Origin of the sequence: Cellulosimicrobium arenosum (assembly GCF_014837295.1) — a bacterium.
GTDB classification, from domain to species: domain Bacteria; phylum Actinomycetota; class Actinomycetes; order Actinomycetales; family Cellulomonadaceae; genus Cellulosimicrobium; species Cellulosimicrobium arenosum.
On sequence record NZ_JACYHB010000002.1, the window covers coordinates 180,671 to 195,941 of the forward strand.

The following is a 15,271-nucleotide window of genomic DNA, read 5'->3' on the forward strand; positions in this document are numbered from 1 at the left end:
TCCGCGGACACGTTCTTTCGCTCCCGTCTCCGTGAGTCGATCTCACGCATCGAGCCTCAGGGTCGGAACGCCCCCGCGGGACTCGCGGGCGCGGTGGAGCGTGTCGTCGAGGTCCTCGACGGCCGCTGCGTCCTTCCGATCGAGGAGGGCGGGCTCGCGCAGTCGCGACCCGCGGCGCTCGACGCGGGTCGGGCAGGCCGCGCCCCGGCGGCGCGTGATCTCCGCGCGCCGCCGGGTACGTCGTGCTCGACCCCGCACGGCCCGCCCGTCCGCCACGTCGCGCTGTGTCGGGGCACGGTGCCGCAGCGCTCGCATTCAGGTGCAGCAGCCACGATCCGTCCGGGTTGACGGCAAGCCGGTTCCGCACGCCGGGCAAGATGCCAGCCCCCTCCACCCGTGCTCGAAGTGCCCGCAGTGCTCCCGCTAGCCACGATGCCCGACCGCGCGGGCCGGGTCACCGCAGCGTCGACCCTTCGACAGTGGTCGGGGTAGCGGCGGGGGTCGGCGTCATGGCGCCCGGTTCCGAGGTGGAAACGGACTCCGGCAGGCTCCCCGACTCGATCGCGTCCACCGCGTCGCGCACCCGCAGCCGCCCCGACATGAGCTGCGGTAACAGCGCGTCCCGCATCGCCGTGAGCGCGCGGTTCTCCGTCAGCGCGGCACTTGCTCGGGCATGCAGCACTCGCGCAGTCTCGTTGAAGCGAGTCATCACTTCCGGCGCCGCAAGTCGCACCGGCAGCTTCTTGAAGTTGCCGCGCGAGAGCTCCATGAACGTGGCGCCATTCGCGTGATCGAGGAACTCGCCCACTCGGCTACGCATCTCGTGGAAGAGCCAGTACCGTAGCGATTCATCCAGCGGCTCGACCACGATGAATCCTTGGTTCACCGCCATCGGCGCCTCGGCGAGTGCGAACGCTCCGATTGTCGCTCGTGATGTCATGAAGATGGCGCCGGGGTCGTAGAGAGCCGAGGAGATCGACTGGAGGCCAGCTTCCGAAATCGTGCGCTTCGTCGATGAGATGTACGGACCGGGGAGTGCCGTGACGTCAGTCGGCGTGAGCCACAGCACGTCTCCGACCCAGTACTCCGATACGGCAGACTTTGGCGTCCCACCGCCGCCGACGCGTGCAACGTCTGCGAACGTCTGCGCCGAGAATTCGAGTCCGTGGACCGCGCGCATGAAGATCGAAGAAGCGAGGTCGTCGGCGGTGGTGGCGAGGCGGGTGTTGGCCGCGATCTTTTCGTCGAGCGCACCGAGCACGTCCGCAATCGCCTCTTGCCCAGTTCGCGACGGAAGTCTGAAAGGGAACCGTAAGAAGTCGTCTCGGCTGAGGTCGAGGTTTGTGGTCCCGGTCCCCAACGCCTTGCAATGTGCACGGTAGGCAGGCGAACGCAGGAGCCAGTAGAGGTATCGCTGGTCGACCAGCGCGTCGTCGACGTCGAGACGGATCGTGTCTTGTGTGAGTCGCGCGCTACCGAGTTCAACTGGGACCATCGCCACTGCGCCCAGCAGATCGGCCGCGTGAGTCACGTCCTTGAGCGACACGTACAGGTCGCCCGGTCCCAGGAGGATGTTCGCTGCGGTTGGTCCACCATAGGTGCGGAGGTTTTCACCGCGGAACCCGCCGTTTCGCCCGATCGTCCCGAGCCCGAGAAGCCAGGGGCCCGGCTCATCGAGGAACGCACTCTTGTAGGACTGACCGCGCTGAAGCGATACGAGCTCACGCAAGGTTGCCGTTCGCCACTCAGCCATTGACGCGCCCCAGCTGCTCGCGGACGACCTGCTCGAGCCGGCTCGACTCGTCGAACTGCTCGAAGAGGTCCTTGGTCAACCCGGCGATCTTGTCCTCGATGGGCTCGCCGTCGTCCTCGACCTCGGCGGCGCCGACGTACCGGCCGGGCGTGAGCGCGTAACCAGCGTCTTTGATCTCGGCAAGAGTCGCGGAGTAGCAGAACCCGGCCTGGTCCTCGTACGTCAGCCCGGCGTCGCGGGCGGACTCGGTGCGGCGCCAGGCGTGATAGGTCCCGGCGATCTGCGCGATGTCTTCGTCTGACAGCGCGCGCTCGGCGCGGTCGACCATGTGGCCGAGGTTGCGCGCGTCGATGAACAGCACCTCACCGGTGCGGGGAATCGAACCCCGGTTCCCTGACGTCTTGTCCTTGGCAAAGAACCACACGCACACGGGAATCCCGGTGGAGCGGAAGAGCTGGGTCGGCAGGGCGACCATGCAGGACACGAGATCAGCCTCGACGAGCTGGGCGCGGATGTCGCCCTCTCCCCCGGAGTTCGACGACATGGACCCGTTGGCCATGACGACGCCTGCGGAACCGCCGGGCGCGAGCTTGGACAGGATGTGCTGGATCCAGCCGTAGTTCGCGTTCCCGGCGGGCGGGACGCCGAACTTCCAGCGGGAATCGTCGGTGCTGCGCGCCCAGTCCTTGATGTTGAAGGGCGGGTTGGACATGACGTAGTCCATCTGGACATCTGCGTGCAGGTCTCGCGCGAACGTGTCGTTCCAGCGAGCGCCGAGGTTGCCGGACAGGCCGTGGATCGCGAGGTTCATCTTCGCGAGCTTCCAGGTCCGCTCGTTGAGCTCTTGGCCGTAGACGGAGATGGCGAACGGGTCGGCGCCGTGCCGTTCGAGGAACTTCTCGGTCTGGACGAACATGCCGCCGGAGCCGCACGCCGGGTCGTACACGCGGCCGGAGTAAGGCTCGAGCACCTCGACGAGCACGCGCACGACGCTGGGCGGCGTGAAGAACTCGCCGCCGCGCTTGCCCTCGGCGCGCGCGAACTTCTCGAGGAAGTACTCGTACACCTCGCCGAGCAGGTCGCGGGCCTTGGACACGCCCTCGCCGGTGAAGCGCGCGGAGCTGAACAGGTCGACGAGCTCGCCGAGCCGGCGCTGATCCACACTGTTCGAGTTGAAGATCGTCGGCAGCGTCGCCGCGAGCGACGGGTTGGAGCCCATGATGTGCGCCATCGCGTCGTCGACGAGCTCGCCGATCGACGCGCCCGGCTCGTCGGGCGTCGCGGCCCGACCTTTGGCGTGCTGCGCGAGGTAGCCCCACCGCGAGCGCGGCGGCACCCAGAACACCCCGGCGCGCCGGTACTCGTCCAGGTCCTCGAGCAGGGGCGCGGCGTCGTCCTCGTTCAGCCCGTCCGCGACGCACTCGGCGAGGATCGCGGAGCGTCGCTCGGCGAACGCGTCCGACACGTACTTGAGGAACACCAGCCCGAGGATCACGTCCTTGTACTGGCTCGCGTCCATAGAGCCGCGGAGCTTGTCCGCGGCCTTCCACAGCGTGTCCTTGAGCTCCTTCATGGTGGTCGCCGTGCTCGGCGTCGCCACGACCTGCTTCGTCCTCGGTGGCACTGGTGCTCTCTTCCTCGGTTCGATCCCGTGAACAGCCCCGCTCACGAGCCGGGCCCATCCTTGCGCATGCGTACGACACCCGTCGTCACGCCGTCGGCCAGCGTCGTCGCGAGCTCCGCCAGGTGCGCCAGCTCGCGCCGCGCGCGGACCTCCCCGGTGCGGACGCGCGCGAGGGCCGCGGCGACGTCGTCGGCCTGGTCGGCGGGCACGACCCTCACCTCCCACGACGGCCACCGGGTCCCCCGGGCCTGCGCGGCGACGTCGGGCGCCAGCACCTCGGCCACGACCCGCCCGTCCTGCCCGACGGCGCCCGGCGCGTCCTCCGGCTCGCGCGACCCGAGCCGCAGCACCCGGGCGGGCCACGCGACCACGGAGAAGCCCTCCTCGTCCACGAGGGCGGCGGGCCGCGGCGTCGTGGTGTAGACGACGTCGCCCGGCTCGGTGAGGCGGCCCGCGGGGTAGCGGGCGGCGAAGGTCATCCGGTCGACGACGCGCTCCCCGGGCTCGGTCTCGCCGCACAGCTCCGGCACGCCGAGCACCCGGACCTCGCCCGTGGGCACGTCGCCCGAGCCGCGCACGTCAGCGACGTCGAGCCGGTTGCCGGGCACGCGCCGCACGATCCCGCGCTCGACGAGCGCCCCGAGCGGCACGCGGCGTACCGGCGCGGCCGGCCCGCGTTCGACCCGCACGTCGAGCGGCGGTCGGGGTGCGGCGTCGAGCAGGGCCACGAGCTCGCCGGCCCGTACCGCCGCGGCAACCGCGTCGTCCCGCGCGCCGCTCGCGATCGGACGGGCCGCAGCCACGAGACTGCCGCCGCTCGCGAGGACGTGCCGCGCAGGGACGAACCGCGCGAACCGGAACGCGTGGCGTGCGACGTCGTCCGCGGTGCCGAGCGCCGCCAGCACATCGGTGCACAGGTCGTCGACGACCGCGCGCGGGAACCGCCCGCCCACAGGTACGACGCCGGAGAGGTCCGCGACCATCGTCCAGCGGTCCGCGATCGGCACCTCCGGGTGCGCGTCGCCCAGGACCCACAGCGCGACGCGCTCGCGGGGCCGCTCCACGACGAGTCCCGCTGGCAGCAGGACCGCGGCGCGCAGCCGGTCGGTACGCAGGAGCGCGGAGCGGGCGGACTCGGCCTCCCGCGAGGAGGTCGCGGCGACCAGGGCGGAGGCCGGGCCGACCACGAGCGCCCGCTGCCCGGGCGCGAGGTCGAGCACGACGTCGTCGACCATCGCGAGGACGGCCGCGTCGTCGAGCGGCCCGGCCCCGACGGGCGGCACCTGGGTGACCACGAGCGCGGGCTCACCCTCCGCGCGCGGGGCACGGACGGACCAGCCGTGCGCGCCGAGACGGCGGCGCACGAGCCGGTGCTCGTTCCCGACGGGAACGAGCGCGGTCGGGGTGTCCAGGAGGTCGTCGCGCCCGAGCACGGCCGCGAGCAGGTCCCCGCAGCCCGGGTACGGGTCGGCCAGAGGCGCGTGGTCCGACGTACCGGCCTGGCTCGCCGCACCCAGCAGCAGGGCGCCGACGACGTCCGCGACCAGCGCCACGGCGGACGCCGCGAGCGCCGACCGCGTGAGCCTCGAGCGCCCGGTGCGGAACCGGTCGGCGAGCAGCGCCTCGACGGCCGCACCCGGGTGGTAGGCCGAGCCGGCGGCGAGGTCGGCGAGCGTGCAGAACATCTCCAGGTGCTCACCCAGGGCGTCGACCTCGGTGAACACCGCGTCGTCGTCCGGGTCGAGCTCGTCGGCGAGATCCAGGACGTCCTCCGGGGCTAGCGTTCCGAGCGGCTCGTCGACGTACGCCTTGAGGCGCAGAAGAGCGGTCAGGCCGCCGAGCGCGACGTCGTCGGGCGGGCCCATCGCGTCGTCGAGCGCTGCACGCAGCGCGACGTCGGCGCGGAACGCGGCGTTGTTGCCCAGCCCGGTCGCCTCGACCCAGTCGACGACGTCCGACGCGCGAAAGCGCGGCGACCCGCCGCGCTGCGACACCGGCGCGGGGAAAGGGCGAGGCCCGTCCGCGTGACGGCGCCGCCACACCGAGACGACGGGCCGGCGCACGTGGGCCAGTTCCGCGACGTCGGGCAGCGAGAGACGCAGGTCGTCGAGCATGCGCCGAGACTAGTTGGTAGTCGTCCCGTGCACCTATGAGTTGCGATAACCCCTCTTATCGCTTCGCTCATTCGGGCTCCTCCTCTCGCGCTGACACGCTCGTCCTGCAGCGGCCACGAGGGCCGCTCGGGAAGGAGATCCGATGAGCCACGTCCGGTGCCGCTGCGGGTACGTGTACCCGGTCCTGGACGGCCGGGGACTGTGCCCCGCGTGCGTCTCGCTGACGCCGCCGACCCCGCGAGCCGAGACGGCGGGCGAGGCCGAAGCCCGCCCCGACTCCGAACCCACCACTCCCTGAGAGGACATCACGATGCCGTTCATCCGTCAGGTCCGCGTCGCTGAACCAGGCACGCACGCCGAGCACGTGGTCGAGGTCCGCTACTCGACCCTCACCACCGGACGGTTGCGGTCCGCGAGCCGCGAGCAGGTGTACGACGCCGTCCGTGCCGGCACCCGCTTCCGCACCGTCGACGAGGTCACGCACAACCAGGCCGACGTCGTCGCCCGCGTCTCGACCCGCGGCACCCGCTACGTCGCGACCGTCGCCAACGGCCGTGAGACCGACAACATCCTGCACCTCCCGCGCTACTGACCTCCCCTCCGAAAGGAACAGTCATGCGTCCTCGCACCTCCCCCCTCGCCGTCCGCCCGACGGCCCGCACCCTCTTGCTCGTCGTCTCCCTGGCCTCCTCGCTCACCGCGTGCAGCATGGTCGGCCAGGACCCGGTCGGCGGCACCGACACGTCCGGCCCGTCCGCGTCGGCGGAGCCCTCCACCGAGCAGAGCCCGGAGCCCAGCCCCGAACCGAGCCTCATCGGCACCTACGACGAGGGCTACGAGCTCGGCTACACCCACGGGTCCGGGACGGGAGCGAAGGCGACCCCCGCGTTCCTCACCGAACGGACGGCCGAGTTCCGGCGCGGGTACGACGCCGGATACACCACGGGCAAGGACGAGGCCGACAGCGCCGCGACGAATCCCGTCACGTCGTTCGGCTCGACCATGGAATGGGAGGACGGCCTCGAGCTGACCGTCACGAACGACGGACCGTTCACCCCGAGCGAGTGGGCGGCCGTCGGCGACTACCCCACCTACCTCAGCTTCACGTTCACCGTCACGAACGGGACCAGCACCACCTGGACGTCGTCGGGCAGCACGCAGATCTCGAGCGGCGGCGTCGCCGGCGACGAGGTCTACGACTCGGACCAGGACTACGGAGGCTCCCCCGACGGACCCGTCCTGCCCGGCCAGTCCATCAGCTGGCAGCAGGGCTTCGGCGTGAACGACCCCGACGACCTCACCATGAGCGCGTCGGTCGACTGGGACCACGTCGAGGTCATCTACACCACGGTCGAGGACGCCTGGACCTTCTGAACGGCGCACCGAGACGGGAAGGGGTCCATGCCGAAGTTCACCCCGGATCGCTCTGGTTCGGCGGACCCGTGGCGTGGAAGGATCCGGCTGCGCACGGCAGAGAACTCGGCTGAGCGACACCGTCTGTCCCTGCGCGCCGCACCGGAGCTGTCGATGAGCGATCTGTTTCCCCCTCCGTCACCCCCGTCGTCTCCGCGGTCGCCCGGCTCGCTCCTCGCCGGCCCACCGGCTCCACCGATCCCGTCCACGGGCTTCGCCCCGCCTCACCAGGTCCGGCCGGACCCGTTCGCCGCACCTGGTGACGTCCCGGCACGCGGGTCGCGGCGGCGGCGCGTGGTGATCGGTGTCGTCGTGGGAGCCGTGGTCGGCGCGGTCGTCGTGGGCCTGGGACTCGGCCTGAAGTACGCGGTGGACAACGCCGACACGCTGCTCGCCTCCCCGGACGACCTGCCGGACGACGGCTCGTACGACGACGGGTGGGCGGACGAGGTGTGGTCGGACGCGCTGGGCAGCGGGACTCGCGACGACCCGTGGCCGGTCGGCGCGACGGTCTACGGGGTCGAGTGGGACGTCGTCCTCGGTGCGCCGCGCGACGCCACCGCGGAGATCCTCGCGGCCGATCCCGCGGCGGGCGCCCCGGTCGCCGGCACCGAGTACTGGGTAGTGCCGGCCTCGGCGTACTACTGGGGCCCGGGGAACTCCGTGTCGGAGCGCGAGTCCGTCCGGCTCGGGTTCGTCGCCGCGGACGGCACCACGTACACGCAACCCTGCGGGGCAGTCCCGGGCGAGCTCGTCACCGAGGGTCGCGTCCCGGTCGACTCGACGCGCGTCGGTTCGTCGTGCGTCGCCGTTCCCGCCGGTGCCGACGGCGTGTGGCGCCTGACGATCGGCACGTCGGATCCGGTCTACCTCGCCGATCGGTCCGATGCGTCCGCGCGCTCTTGAGCCCTCCAGGATCGACCTGGTCGTCCCGGCGTTACACCGTCTCACCATGTCAGACGCGCCTTCCGTGGTGTGGACACGACGCCTAGCCTGAGCGGTGGACAGGACTACCTGCACTCAGAGCAGGCACGACGACGGAGGACTCCCATGCCCGCACCGCTCGACACCACCGAGAAGATCACGCAGTACGCCCACCCGGACCGCCTGGTGAGCACCGACTGGCTGGCGGAGCACCTGGGCCAGCAGGGCATCGTCGTCGTCGAGTCGGACGAGGACGTGCTGCTCTACGAGACGGGCCACATCCCGGGCGCGGTGAAGATCGACTGGCACACGGACCTCAACGACCCGGACACGCGCGACTACATCGACGGCAAGGAGTTCGCGCAGCTCCTGGGCAGCAAAGGCATCGGCCGCGACACGACGCTCGTCGTCTACGGCGACAAGAACAACTGGTGGGCCGCGTACGCCGCGTGGGTCTTCACGCTGTTCGGCCACGAGGACGTGCGCCTGCTCGACGGCGGCCGCGGCAAGTGGATCGCCGAGGGCCGCGAGACGACGACGGACGTGCCGGCGCCGGACACCGTGGAGTACCCGGTCGTCGAGCGCGACGACGTCACGATCCGCGCGTTCAAGGAGGACGTCCTCGCACACGTCGGCAACGGCCCGCTCGTCGACATCCGCTCGCCGCAGGAGTTCACGGGCGAGCGGCTGCACATCCCGGACTACCCGGAGGAGGGCGTGCTGCGCGGCGGCCACATCCCGACGGCGCGCAACGTCCCGTGGGCGACCGCGGTCGCCGAGGACGGCACGTACAAGTCCCGCGAGCAGCTCGAGGCGATCTACCAGGAGGGCGGCCTCGGCCTGGCCTCCGACGACGAGGTCGTCACCTACTGCCGCATCGGCGAGCGCTCGAGCCACACCTGGTTCGCCCTGACGTACCTGCTGGGCTTCGACAAGGTCCGCAACTACGACGGCTCGTGGACCGAGTGGGGCAACGCCGTGCGTGTCCCGATCGCCAAGGGCACCGAGCCCGGCGAGGCCCCCGCCTCGCTCGCCTGAGCACATCGCACGCTGCCCGACGGCGCGTGGCCGAGCCTCCCCGCGGGCTCGCCACGCGCCGTCGGCGTCTGCACGGTCGGAGCGGACTCCGTGCCAGCGGCGCGACATGCATCAGCTCGCAGCTCCTCCGGCACCCCGCGCCCGTCCCGCGGGGTGGAACCGGCTGTCGCCGTCCCTCCCACGGGTGCGAGGATCGGAGCATGAGCACGACGACCGACCCGTCCGGCGACCCGGTGGCCGAGCTGCCCGCGTCCCTCGCCGAGATCCGCGACGAGTTCCTCGCGGTCCCCGAGCGCGAGCGCCTCCAGCTCCTGCTCGAGTTCGCCAACGAGCTGCCCGACCTCCCCGAGCGGTACGCGAGCGCGCCCGGCATGCTCGAGCGCGTCGAGGAGTGCCAGTCCCCCGTGCGAGCGTTCGCGGAGGTCGACGGCGAGAGCGTCGTGCACTTCTACGCGACAGCCCCGGCGGAAGCCCCGACGACGCGTGGCTTCGCCTCGATCCTCGCGCAGGGCGTGTCGGGCCTGACCGCACAGCAGGTGCTCGACATCCCGGACGAGTTCCCCCTGCAGATCGGCCTGACACGCGCGATCAGCCCGCTGCGCCTCAACGGCATGAGCGGCATGCTCACGCGCGCCAAGCGCCAGATCCGCGAACAGCTGGCCACCCACCCCTAGCCTCACCCCCGCCGCCGACCATGCCGTGAAGTCCCGTCGTGGCCCTGCGACGGGCTACCGACGCATGGTCGGCGAGCAGGAAGCGCATGGTCAGTTCCGGCCGAACAGCGTCCGCAGCTCGTCCTTCGCCCGCTCGAGCACGTCGAGCTGCTGCTGCGGCAGGTTCTTTCCCGCGCGGTTGACGTAGAACGTCAGCATCGACATCGCGGACTGGTACGGCGTGCCCTTGCGGCGGCCGCTGGACTCCGCGGACTCCTTGAGCGACGCCGCGATGCGCGCCGGGTCGTCCCACGTGAACACGTCGTCCTCGAGGTCGAGCGCGTCGGAGTGCTCCGTCACGTCCTGCGACCACCGCTCTCCGGTTTCGTCCTGCTTCTCGGCCATAGGTTCGACGCTAGGTCGCCCACCCGCCGCTCGCACATCCCAGACCCCCGCCGTCGAACACGTCATGGGGGTCGTCCACGCGGCCAGAACGACCTTCAGGTCGTGCTCGACGGGTCAGGGGCGGAGGGCCAGGCGGCGGGCCAGCAGTGCGCAGACGACCAGCTGGAGCTGGTGGAAGACGATCACCGGGACGGCGATCACTCCCGCTGCCGCGACCGGGAAGAGCACGCTCGCCATCGGCAGACCCGTGGCCAGCGACTTCTTGGAGCCGCACATGAGCAGGGCGATGCGGTCCTCGGTGGACAGCCGCAGCGCCGCGCCGCCCCACCACGTGATCGCGAGCATCGCCGCGAGCAGCACGACGCTCACGCCCAGCAGCGCGACCAGCCCCCACCCGGAGACGGTCGACCACACGCCGGCCGACGTCGCAGCCGCCACGGCGCTGAACACCACGACCAGGATCGTCCCGCGGTCCACGCCGAGGGTGAGCCAGCGGCGGGCACGTACCCGGTCGCCCACCCAGGGTTGCAGCAGCTGCCCGACGACGAACGGCACCAGCAGCTGCAGCAGCACGGTCTGCAACCCGTCCAGGCCGTGCGCCGCACCGTCCGACGCGCTCGCGCCGGCGGCGTCGGTCATGAGCCACAGCACGAGCAGCGGCGTGATGACCATGCCGAGCACGTTCGAGACCGTCGCCCCGCAGATCGCTCCGGCGACGTTGCCGCGCGCGACGGAGGTGAACGCGACGGACGACTGCACCGTCGAGGGCAGCAGCGAGAGATAGAGGAGCCCGGCGGCGAGCGGTGCCCCGACGAGCGGAGTCGCCGCCCACGCCACGACGAGACCGAGCACCGGGAAGACGACGTACGTCGACGCCAGGATCCCGCCCTGCAGGCGCACGTTGCGCAGACCTGCCCACACCTCCCGGGTCGACAGCCGCATGCCGTAGACGAGGAAGAGGATCGTGACCGCGACGTCCGCGACGACGTCGACGGCCCGCTGCACCTCCGGCCCCACGGGCACCACGAGGCCCAGCACCAGCACCCCGAGGAGGGTGAGCACGAACGGGTCCACCCACCGACTCAGCACAGCACGCACGGGCACCGAGTCTAGGTGTGCCGGGCGCTCGACCCGCCCGTCGTCCAGAACCCGCCGTCACTCAGAAGTCGAAGAGGTCCTCGAGCCAGGACTCCTTCTTCTTGCGCTTGCGGTAGCGCGGGTCGTCGCGGCCGTCGTACCGCCGGTCACGATCGTCGTAGCGCCTGTCCCGGTCGTCCGAGCGCCGGTCCCGGTCGTCGTAGCGCCGGTCGCGGCCGTCCCCGGGCCGTTCCCGCTCCCTGTCGCCCCGCGGCGTGCCGTAGTCAGCGGGCGGTGTCGGCGGGTACGACGTCGGAGTGCTCGGCACCGGCGCCGGCGTGACGGGCACACCAGCCTCAGCCGCGATCTCCGCCTCGAGCGACCGGTCGATGATCTTGTCGAGCTCGCCGCGGTCGAGCCACACCCCGCGACAGGCCGGGCAGTAGTCGATCTCGACACCCTTGCGCTCGGCCATGACGAGCAGGTTCTGGTCGATCGGGCACAGCATGCGGTCCTCCGGCGGTCGGCGATCGGGATTCGGTCTGCCCAACGCACCGCGGGACGAGGAGGTTCCAGCGCCGGAGCCCGTCCCGCGCTCCCCCGGGCTCCCCGCGTGGGCCGTGGCGACCTCACGCCCCTCGATCTGCTCCCGCAGCTCCTCGACCTGGTGCACGTCGCCGTCGAGCCCGGCGAGGGCCTCGGCGACGAGGTCGAGGGAGTCGGCGCGGTCGAGGTACCGGGTGGCCGCGCGGCCGTCGTGCAGGGCGAGGGCGAGCTCCGCCCGCAGCACCAGCGCACGGAACCGCAGCGGTTCCGAGACGGTCCTGGTGCGCACGCCCTCCGCGTCGAACGCACGGTCGAGCACCCGGGACGCGCCCGCCGCGTCCCCCGCGCCGCGCAGGATCCGCGCGTGCTCGACGGCGCGGGCGAGGTCGGGTGGCACCTCGACCCTGCGTCGGGGCAGGGTTCGCCCGAACGTCTCCGGTCTGGTCACCTGCACCTCCCGAGCAGCCCCCTGCCACGTCCCGACCACCCTAACCCCGACGTACCAGGGCGACACGGACATCTAGCCTCGGTGCCTGCTCGGTGCCTGCTCGGTGCCTGCTCGGTGCCTGCTCGGTGCCTGCTCGGTGCCTGCTCGGTGCCTGCTCGGTGCCTGCTCGGTGCCAGAGGTCAGCGCTGGACGCGCGCGCTGCCTCCCGAGGCGAGCTTGCGGACCTCGGCGAGCGACGCGGTCGACGTGTCTCCCGGTGTGGTCATCGCAAACGCGCCGTGCGCGGCCCCGTACTCGACGGCCTCGGCGATCGAGCCGAGCTCCATGAGCCCGTACGCCAGACCGGACGCGAACGAGTCGCCACCGCCGACGCGGTCGAGGATCTCGAGGCCGGGGCGGTGCGTGGCCTCGGCGAAGCCCTGCACGCGCGACCAGGCGATGGCGCCCCAGTCGTTGACGGTGGCCGTCTTGACGCCGCGCAGCGTCGTCGCGATCACCTGGAAGTTCGGGTACTCCTGCGCGGCGCGCTCGATCATCGCGCGGAACGCACCGGTGTCCAGGTCCGTCAACGACTCGTCCACGCCCTCGACCTCGAAGCCGAGGCTCGCCGTGAAGTCCTCCTCGTTGCCGATCATCACGTCGACGTACTGCGCGAGCCGGCGGTTGACCTCCTGCGCGCGCTCGACCCCGCCGATGCCCTGCCACAGCGAGGGCCGGTAGTTGAGGTCGTAGGACACGATCGTGCCGTGGCGGCGGGCCGCGGCCATCGCCGCCTCGGCGACGTCGGCGGACGACTCCGAGAGCGCCGCGAAGATGCCGCCCGTGTGGAGCCACCGCACCCCGCGGGAGAACAGCGCGTCCCAGTCGACGTCGTCGGGCCGCAGCTGGCTGATCGCGGTGTTCCCGCGGTCCGAGACGCCGACGGCACCCCGGACGCCGAACCCGCGCTCGGTGAAGTTCAGCCCGTTGCGCACCGACCGGCCGATGCCGTCGTACGAGCGCCACACGACGTGGCTCGTGTCGAGCCCGCCGGTGAGCATGAGGTCCTCGACGAGCCGGCCGACCTCGTTGTCCGCGAGCGCCGTGACGACGGCGCCGCGCAGGCCGAAGCAACGGCGCAGCCCGCGCGCGACGTTGTACTCGCCGCCGCCCTCCCACGCGTCGAACGAGCGCGCGGTCTTGATGCGGCGCTCGCCCGGGTCGAGGCGCAGCATGACCTCGCCGAGCGCGACGACGTCGTAGGCGCACTCGTCGGCCGGGCGCAGGGACAGGGGTGCGGCGGTCGTCGGGCTGGACGGCTGTGTCACGGGTCAGGCTCCTTCGGTGGTGAGGGTCGCGGCGAGCTCGACGGCCTCGCGCGTGCGGCGGGTGATCTCGGCCCAGTCGCCGGCGCGCACGAGCGCGCGGTCGACCATCCAGGACCCGCCGGCGGCGAGCACGGCGGGCAGGGCCAGGTAGTCGAGGAGGTTGGCGGCGCTCACGCCGCCCGTGGGGACGAACCGCAGACCGGGGAACGGCGCCGAGAACGCCGTGACGGCCCCGGGGCCGCCGACGACGTTGGCGGGGAAGAGCTTCACGGCGCTCAGGCCGAGATCGAGGGCGGCGATGATGTCCGACGGAGTGGCGACACCCGGCAGGATCGGCACGCCGATCTCCTGGGCGCGGCGCACGACCGGCGCGGACAGCCCGGGCGAGACGAGGAAGCGGGCGCCGGCCTCCACCGCCTCGTCGACCTGCGCGGGCGTGACGACGGTCCCGGCGCCGACGAGGACGTCGGGCAGCTCGCGCGCGATCGCCTCGATCGCGGCGGCGGCACCGGCGGTGCGGAAGGTGACCTCGGCGACGGGAAGACCACCGTCGCGCAGCGATGCTGCGACGCCGAGCCCCTCGTTCGCGTCGTCGACCACGACGACGGGCACGACGCGGGCGCGCTGAATCTGTTCCAGGACGGTGGGGCCGTCGGCTGACATCCGGACTCCGTTTCGCTATGGTGAACATCTGTTGTCCACTACGGAACAGACTCTAGGGGACGGACCACGATGACGGAAGCCGCGACCAGCCCGCTGGGCAGCGTGGACAAGGCGCTGCTCGCGCTCGACGCGCTCGGGGCCGCGGGGCCGCAGGGAGCAGGTCTCGGCGCCCTCGCGCGCGAGCTGGGGCTGCAGAAGGCGTCGTTGCACCGCACGCTCGCGGCGCTGCGGTTCCGCGGGTACGCCGAGCAGGACGAGGCGACCGGGGCCTACCGCCTCGGGGCGGCGGCCACGGCGCTCGCGGCCACCTACCTGAGCGAGGAGAACCTCCCCGGCCTCCTGCGCCCCGCGCTCGTCGCCGTGTGCCGCGCGACGGACGAGCTCGTCCACCTGGGCGCGCTCGCCGGGACCGAGATCGTCTACCTCGACAAGGTCGAGCCCGCGCGCGCCGTACGCGTCTGGTCGGCGGTGGGCCGGCGCCGTCCGGCGGCGACCACGGCGCTCGGGCGCGCGCTGCTCGCGACCCGCACGCTCGATGACGCCGCGCTCGTCCGGTACGCGGCCGCGAGCCCGGCCGACCACGCCGTCACCGCGGCCCAGCTGCGCGAGGTGTGCGCCGCGACCCTGGCGCACGGGTTCGCGACCGAGAACGAGGAGAACGAGCCGGGGATCAACTGCATCGCCGTGCCGGTCCTGCGCGACGGGCGTGCGGTCGCCGCGATGAGCGTGACGGCACCCGCGGAGCGCCTCGACGTCGAGAGGCGCGACGAGGTCGTCGCCGGGCTCGCGAGCGTCGTCCTCCCGCTGCTGCCCGCACCGTTCACCGTGCCCGCGGAGCTGGCGCGCCGAGCGGCACCCCGGAGCGCGCTGTGAGAGAGTTCAACCGCACCAGGTCGCACCAAGGAAGGGCCTCGCGATGACCGTCCTCGTGGCGTACAACGACTCGCCGCAGGGCGAGAAGGCGCTCCACGCCGCCGTCGCCGAGGCGGTACGCCGGCAGACCGGGCTGGAGATCCTCGTGCTCACCCCGCAGGCCCCGGGCGCCGGCGTCCCCCCGAGCCTCGCGCACCTGATCGACACCCTGCCGGCCGCGCTCGGACGTCCCGAGATCACCTACCGGCCCGAGCACGAGTCCCCCGCCGAGTCGATCATCGAGCGCGCGGAGCGGGCGGAGCCCGACCTCGTCGTCGTCGGCGCCCGCAAGCGCACGCCCGTCGGCAAGTTCCTGCTGGGCAGCACGACGCAGCGCGTGCTGCTCGACTCCCCCGCGCCCGTGCTGGTGGTCAAGGCCGACCACTGACCGCCG

At 72.1% G+C, this 15,271-nt stretch carries 16 protein-coding genes; 8 read left to right on the forward strand and 8 right to left on the reverse strand.

Going from position 1 to position 15,271, the window contains the following annotated elements; all coding sequences use genetic code 11:
* Positions 1-454: 454 nt before the first annotated feature.
* The 3 genes from IF651_RS03735 to IF651_RS03745 form a co-directional block, all read right to left on the reverse strand.
* Positions 455-1,753, reverse strand: a complete 1,299-nt coding sequence (locus IF651_RS03735) for a restriction endonuclease subunit S (RefSeq protein ID WP_191827737.1) — start codon at positions 1,751-1,753, stop codon at positions 455-457.
* Positions 1,746-3,326: a class I SAM-dependent DNA methyltransferase gene (locus IF651_RS03740; protein ID WP_194719885.1), complete on the reverse strand. Its 1,581-nt coding sequence runs from the start codon at positions 3,324-3,326 to the stop codon at positions 1,746-1,748. Before IF651_RS03740 ends, IF651_RS03735 begins: the two co-directional genes overlap by 8 nt.
* A 92-nt stretch (positions 3,327-3,418) precedes the next feature.
* Positions 3,419-5,491 carry a hypothetical protein gene (locus IF651_RS03745; RefSeq protein WP_191827739.1) on the reverse strand — a complete coding sequence of 691 codons (2,073 nt, stop codon included), beginning with the start codon at positions 5,489-5,491 and terminating at the stop codon, positions 3,419-3,421.
* 142 nt (positions 5,492-5,633) lie between these two features.
* Between IF651_RS03745 and IF651_RS03750 the strand changes: the two genes are divergently transcribed.
* From IF651_RS03750 to IF651_RS03775, 6 genes are all read left to right on the forward strand, one after another.
* The gene (locus IF651_RS03750; RefSeq protein WP_191827740.1) at positions 5,634-5,789 is read left to right on the forward strand and encodes a hypothetical protein; all 156 of its coding nucleotides are present in this window, start codon (positions 5,634-5,636) and stop codon (positions 5,787-5,789) included.
* A gap of 12 nt (positions 5,790-5,801) precedes the next feature.
* Positions 5,802-6,083, forward strand: coding sequence for a DUF3892 domain-containing protein (locus IF651_RS03755; protein ID WP_191827741.1), 282 nt, complete (start codon positions 5,802-5,804; stop codon positions 6,081-6,083).
* 23 nt (positions 6,084-6,106) lie between these two features.
* Positions 6,107-6,865, forward strand: coding sequence for a hypothetical protein (locus tag IF651_RS03760; protein ID WP_191827742.1), 759 nt, complete (start codon positions 6,107-6,109; stop codon positions 6,863-6,865).
* Positions 6,866-7,216: 351 nt separating this feature from the next.
* A complete protein-coding gene (locus tag IF651_RS03765) occupies positions 7,217-7,810 on the forward strand; it encodes a hypothetical protein (RefSeq protein WP_191827743.1) in 594 nt (197 codons plus the stop codon).
* 144 nt (positions 7,811-7,954) lie between these two features.
* Complete coding sequence (locus tag IF651_RS03770; RefSeq protein WP_191827744.1) at positions 7,955-8,866, forward strand: sulfurtransferase; 912 nt, start codon at positions 7,955-7,957, stop codon at positions 8,864-8,866.
* A gap of 200 nt (positions 8,867-9,066) precedes the next feature.
* Positions 9,067-9,540, forward strand: a complete 474-nt coding sequence (locus IF651_RS03775) for a SufE family protein (protein WP_191827745.1) — start codon at positions 9,067-9,069, stop codon at positions 9,538-9,540.
* A 90-nt stretch (positions 9,541-9,630) separates the two neighbouring features.
* Here IF651_RS03775 and IF651_RS03780 read toward each other — a convergent pair whose 3' ends face one another.
* The 5 genes from IF651_RS03780 to eda form a co-directional block, all read right to left on the reverse strand.
* On the reverse strand, positions 9,631-9,924 hold the full coding sequence (locus IF651_RS03780; RefSeq protein ID WP_191827746.1) for a DUF3175 domain-containing protein: 294 nt from the start codon (positions 9,922-9,924) through the stop codon (positions 9,631-9,633).
* A 114-nt stretch (positions 9,925-10,038) separates the two neighbouring features.
* Positions 10,039-11,022, reverse strand: coding sequence for a bile acid:sodium symporter (locus tag IF651_RS03785; protein WP_191827747.1), 984 nt, complete (start codon positions 11,020-11,022; stop codon positions 10,039-10,041).
* A 61-nt stretch (positions 11,023-11,083) separates the two neighbouring features.
* The gene (locus IF651_RS18135; RefSeq protein WP_338403756.1) at positions 11,084-11,995 is read right to left on the reverse strand and encodes a TFIIB-type zinc ribbon-containing protein; all 912 of its coding nucleotides are present in this window, start codon (positions 11,993-11,995) and stop codon (positions 11,084-11,086) included.
* A gap of 179 nt (positions 11,996-12,174) precedes the next feature.
* Entirely contained in the window at positions 12,175-13,302 is a 1,128-nt protein-coding gene (locus IF651_RS03795; RefSeq protein ID WP_191827748.1) for a PfkB family carbohydrate kinase, read from the reverse strand.
* A 3-nt stretch (positions 13,303-13,305) separates the two neighbouring features.
* Complete coding sequence (eda, locus tag IF651_RS03800; RefSeq protein WP_191827749.1) at positions 13,306-13,965, reverse strand: bifunctional 4-hydroxy-2-oxoglutarate aldolase/2-dehydro-3-deoxy-phosphogluconate aldolase; 660 nt, start codon at positions 13,963-13,965, stop codon at positions 13,306-13,308.
* 69 nt (positions 13,966-14,034) lie between these two features.
* Between eda and IF651_RS03805 the strand changes: the two genes are divergently transcribed.
* On the forward strand, positions 14,035-14,838 hold the full coding sequence (locus tag IF651_RS03805; protein WP_191827750.1) for an IclR family transcriptional regulator: 804 nt from the start codon (positions 14,035-14,037) through the stop codon (positions 14,836-14,838).
* 43 nt (positions 14,839-14,881) lie between these two features.
* Positions 14,882-15,265 (forward strand): universal stress protein, encoded by a 384-nt coding sequence (locus IF651_RS03810; protein ID WP_191827751.1) that lies wholly within the window; start codon positions 14,882-14,884, stop codon positions 15,263-15,265.
* Positions 15,266-15,271: the final 6 nt, after the last annotated feature.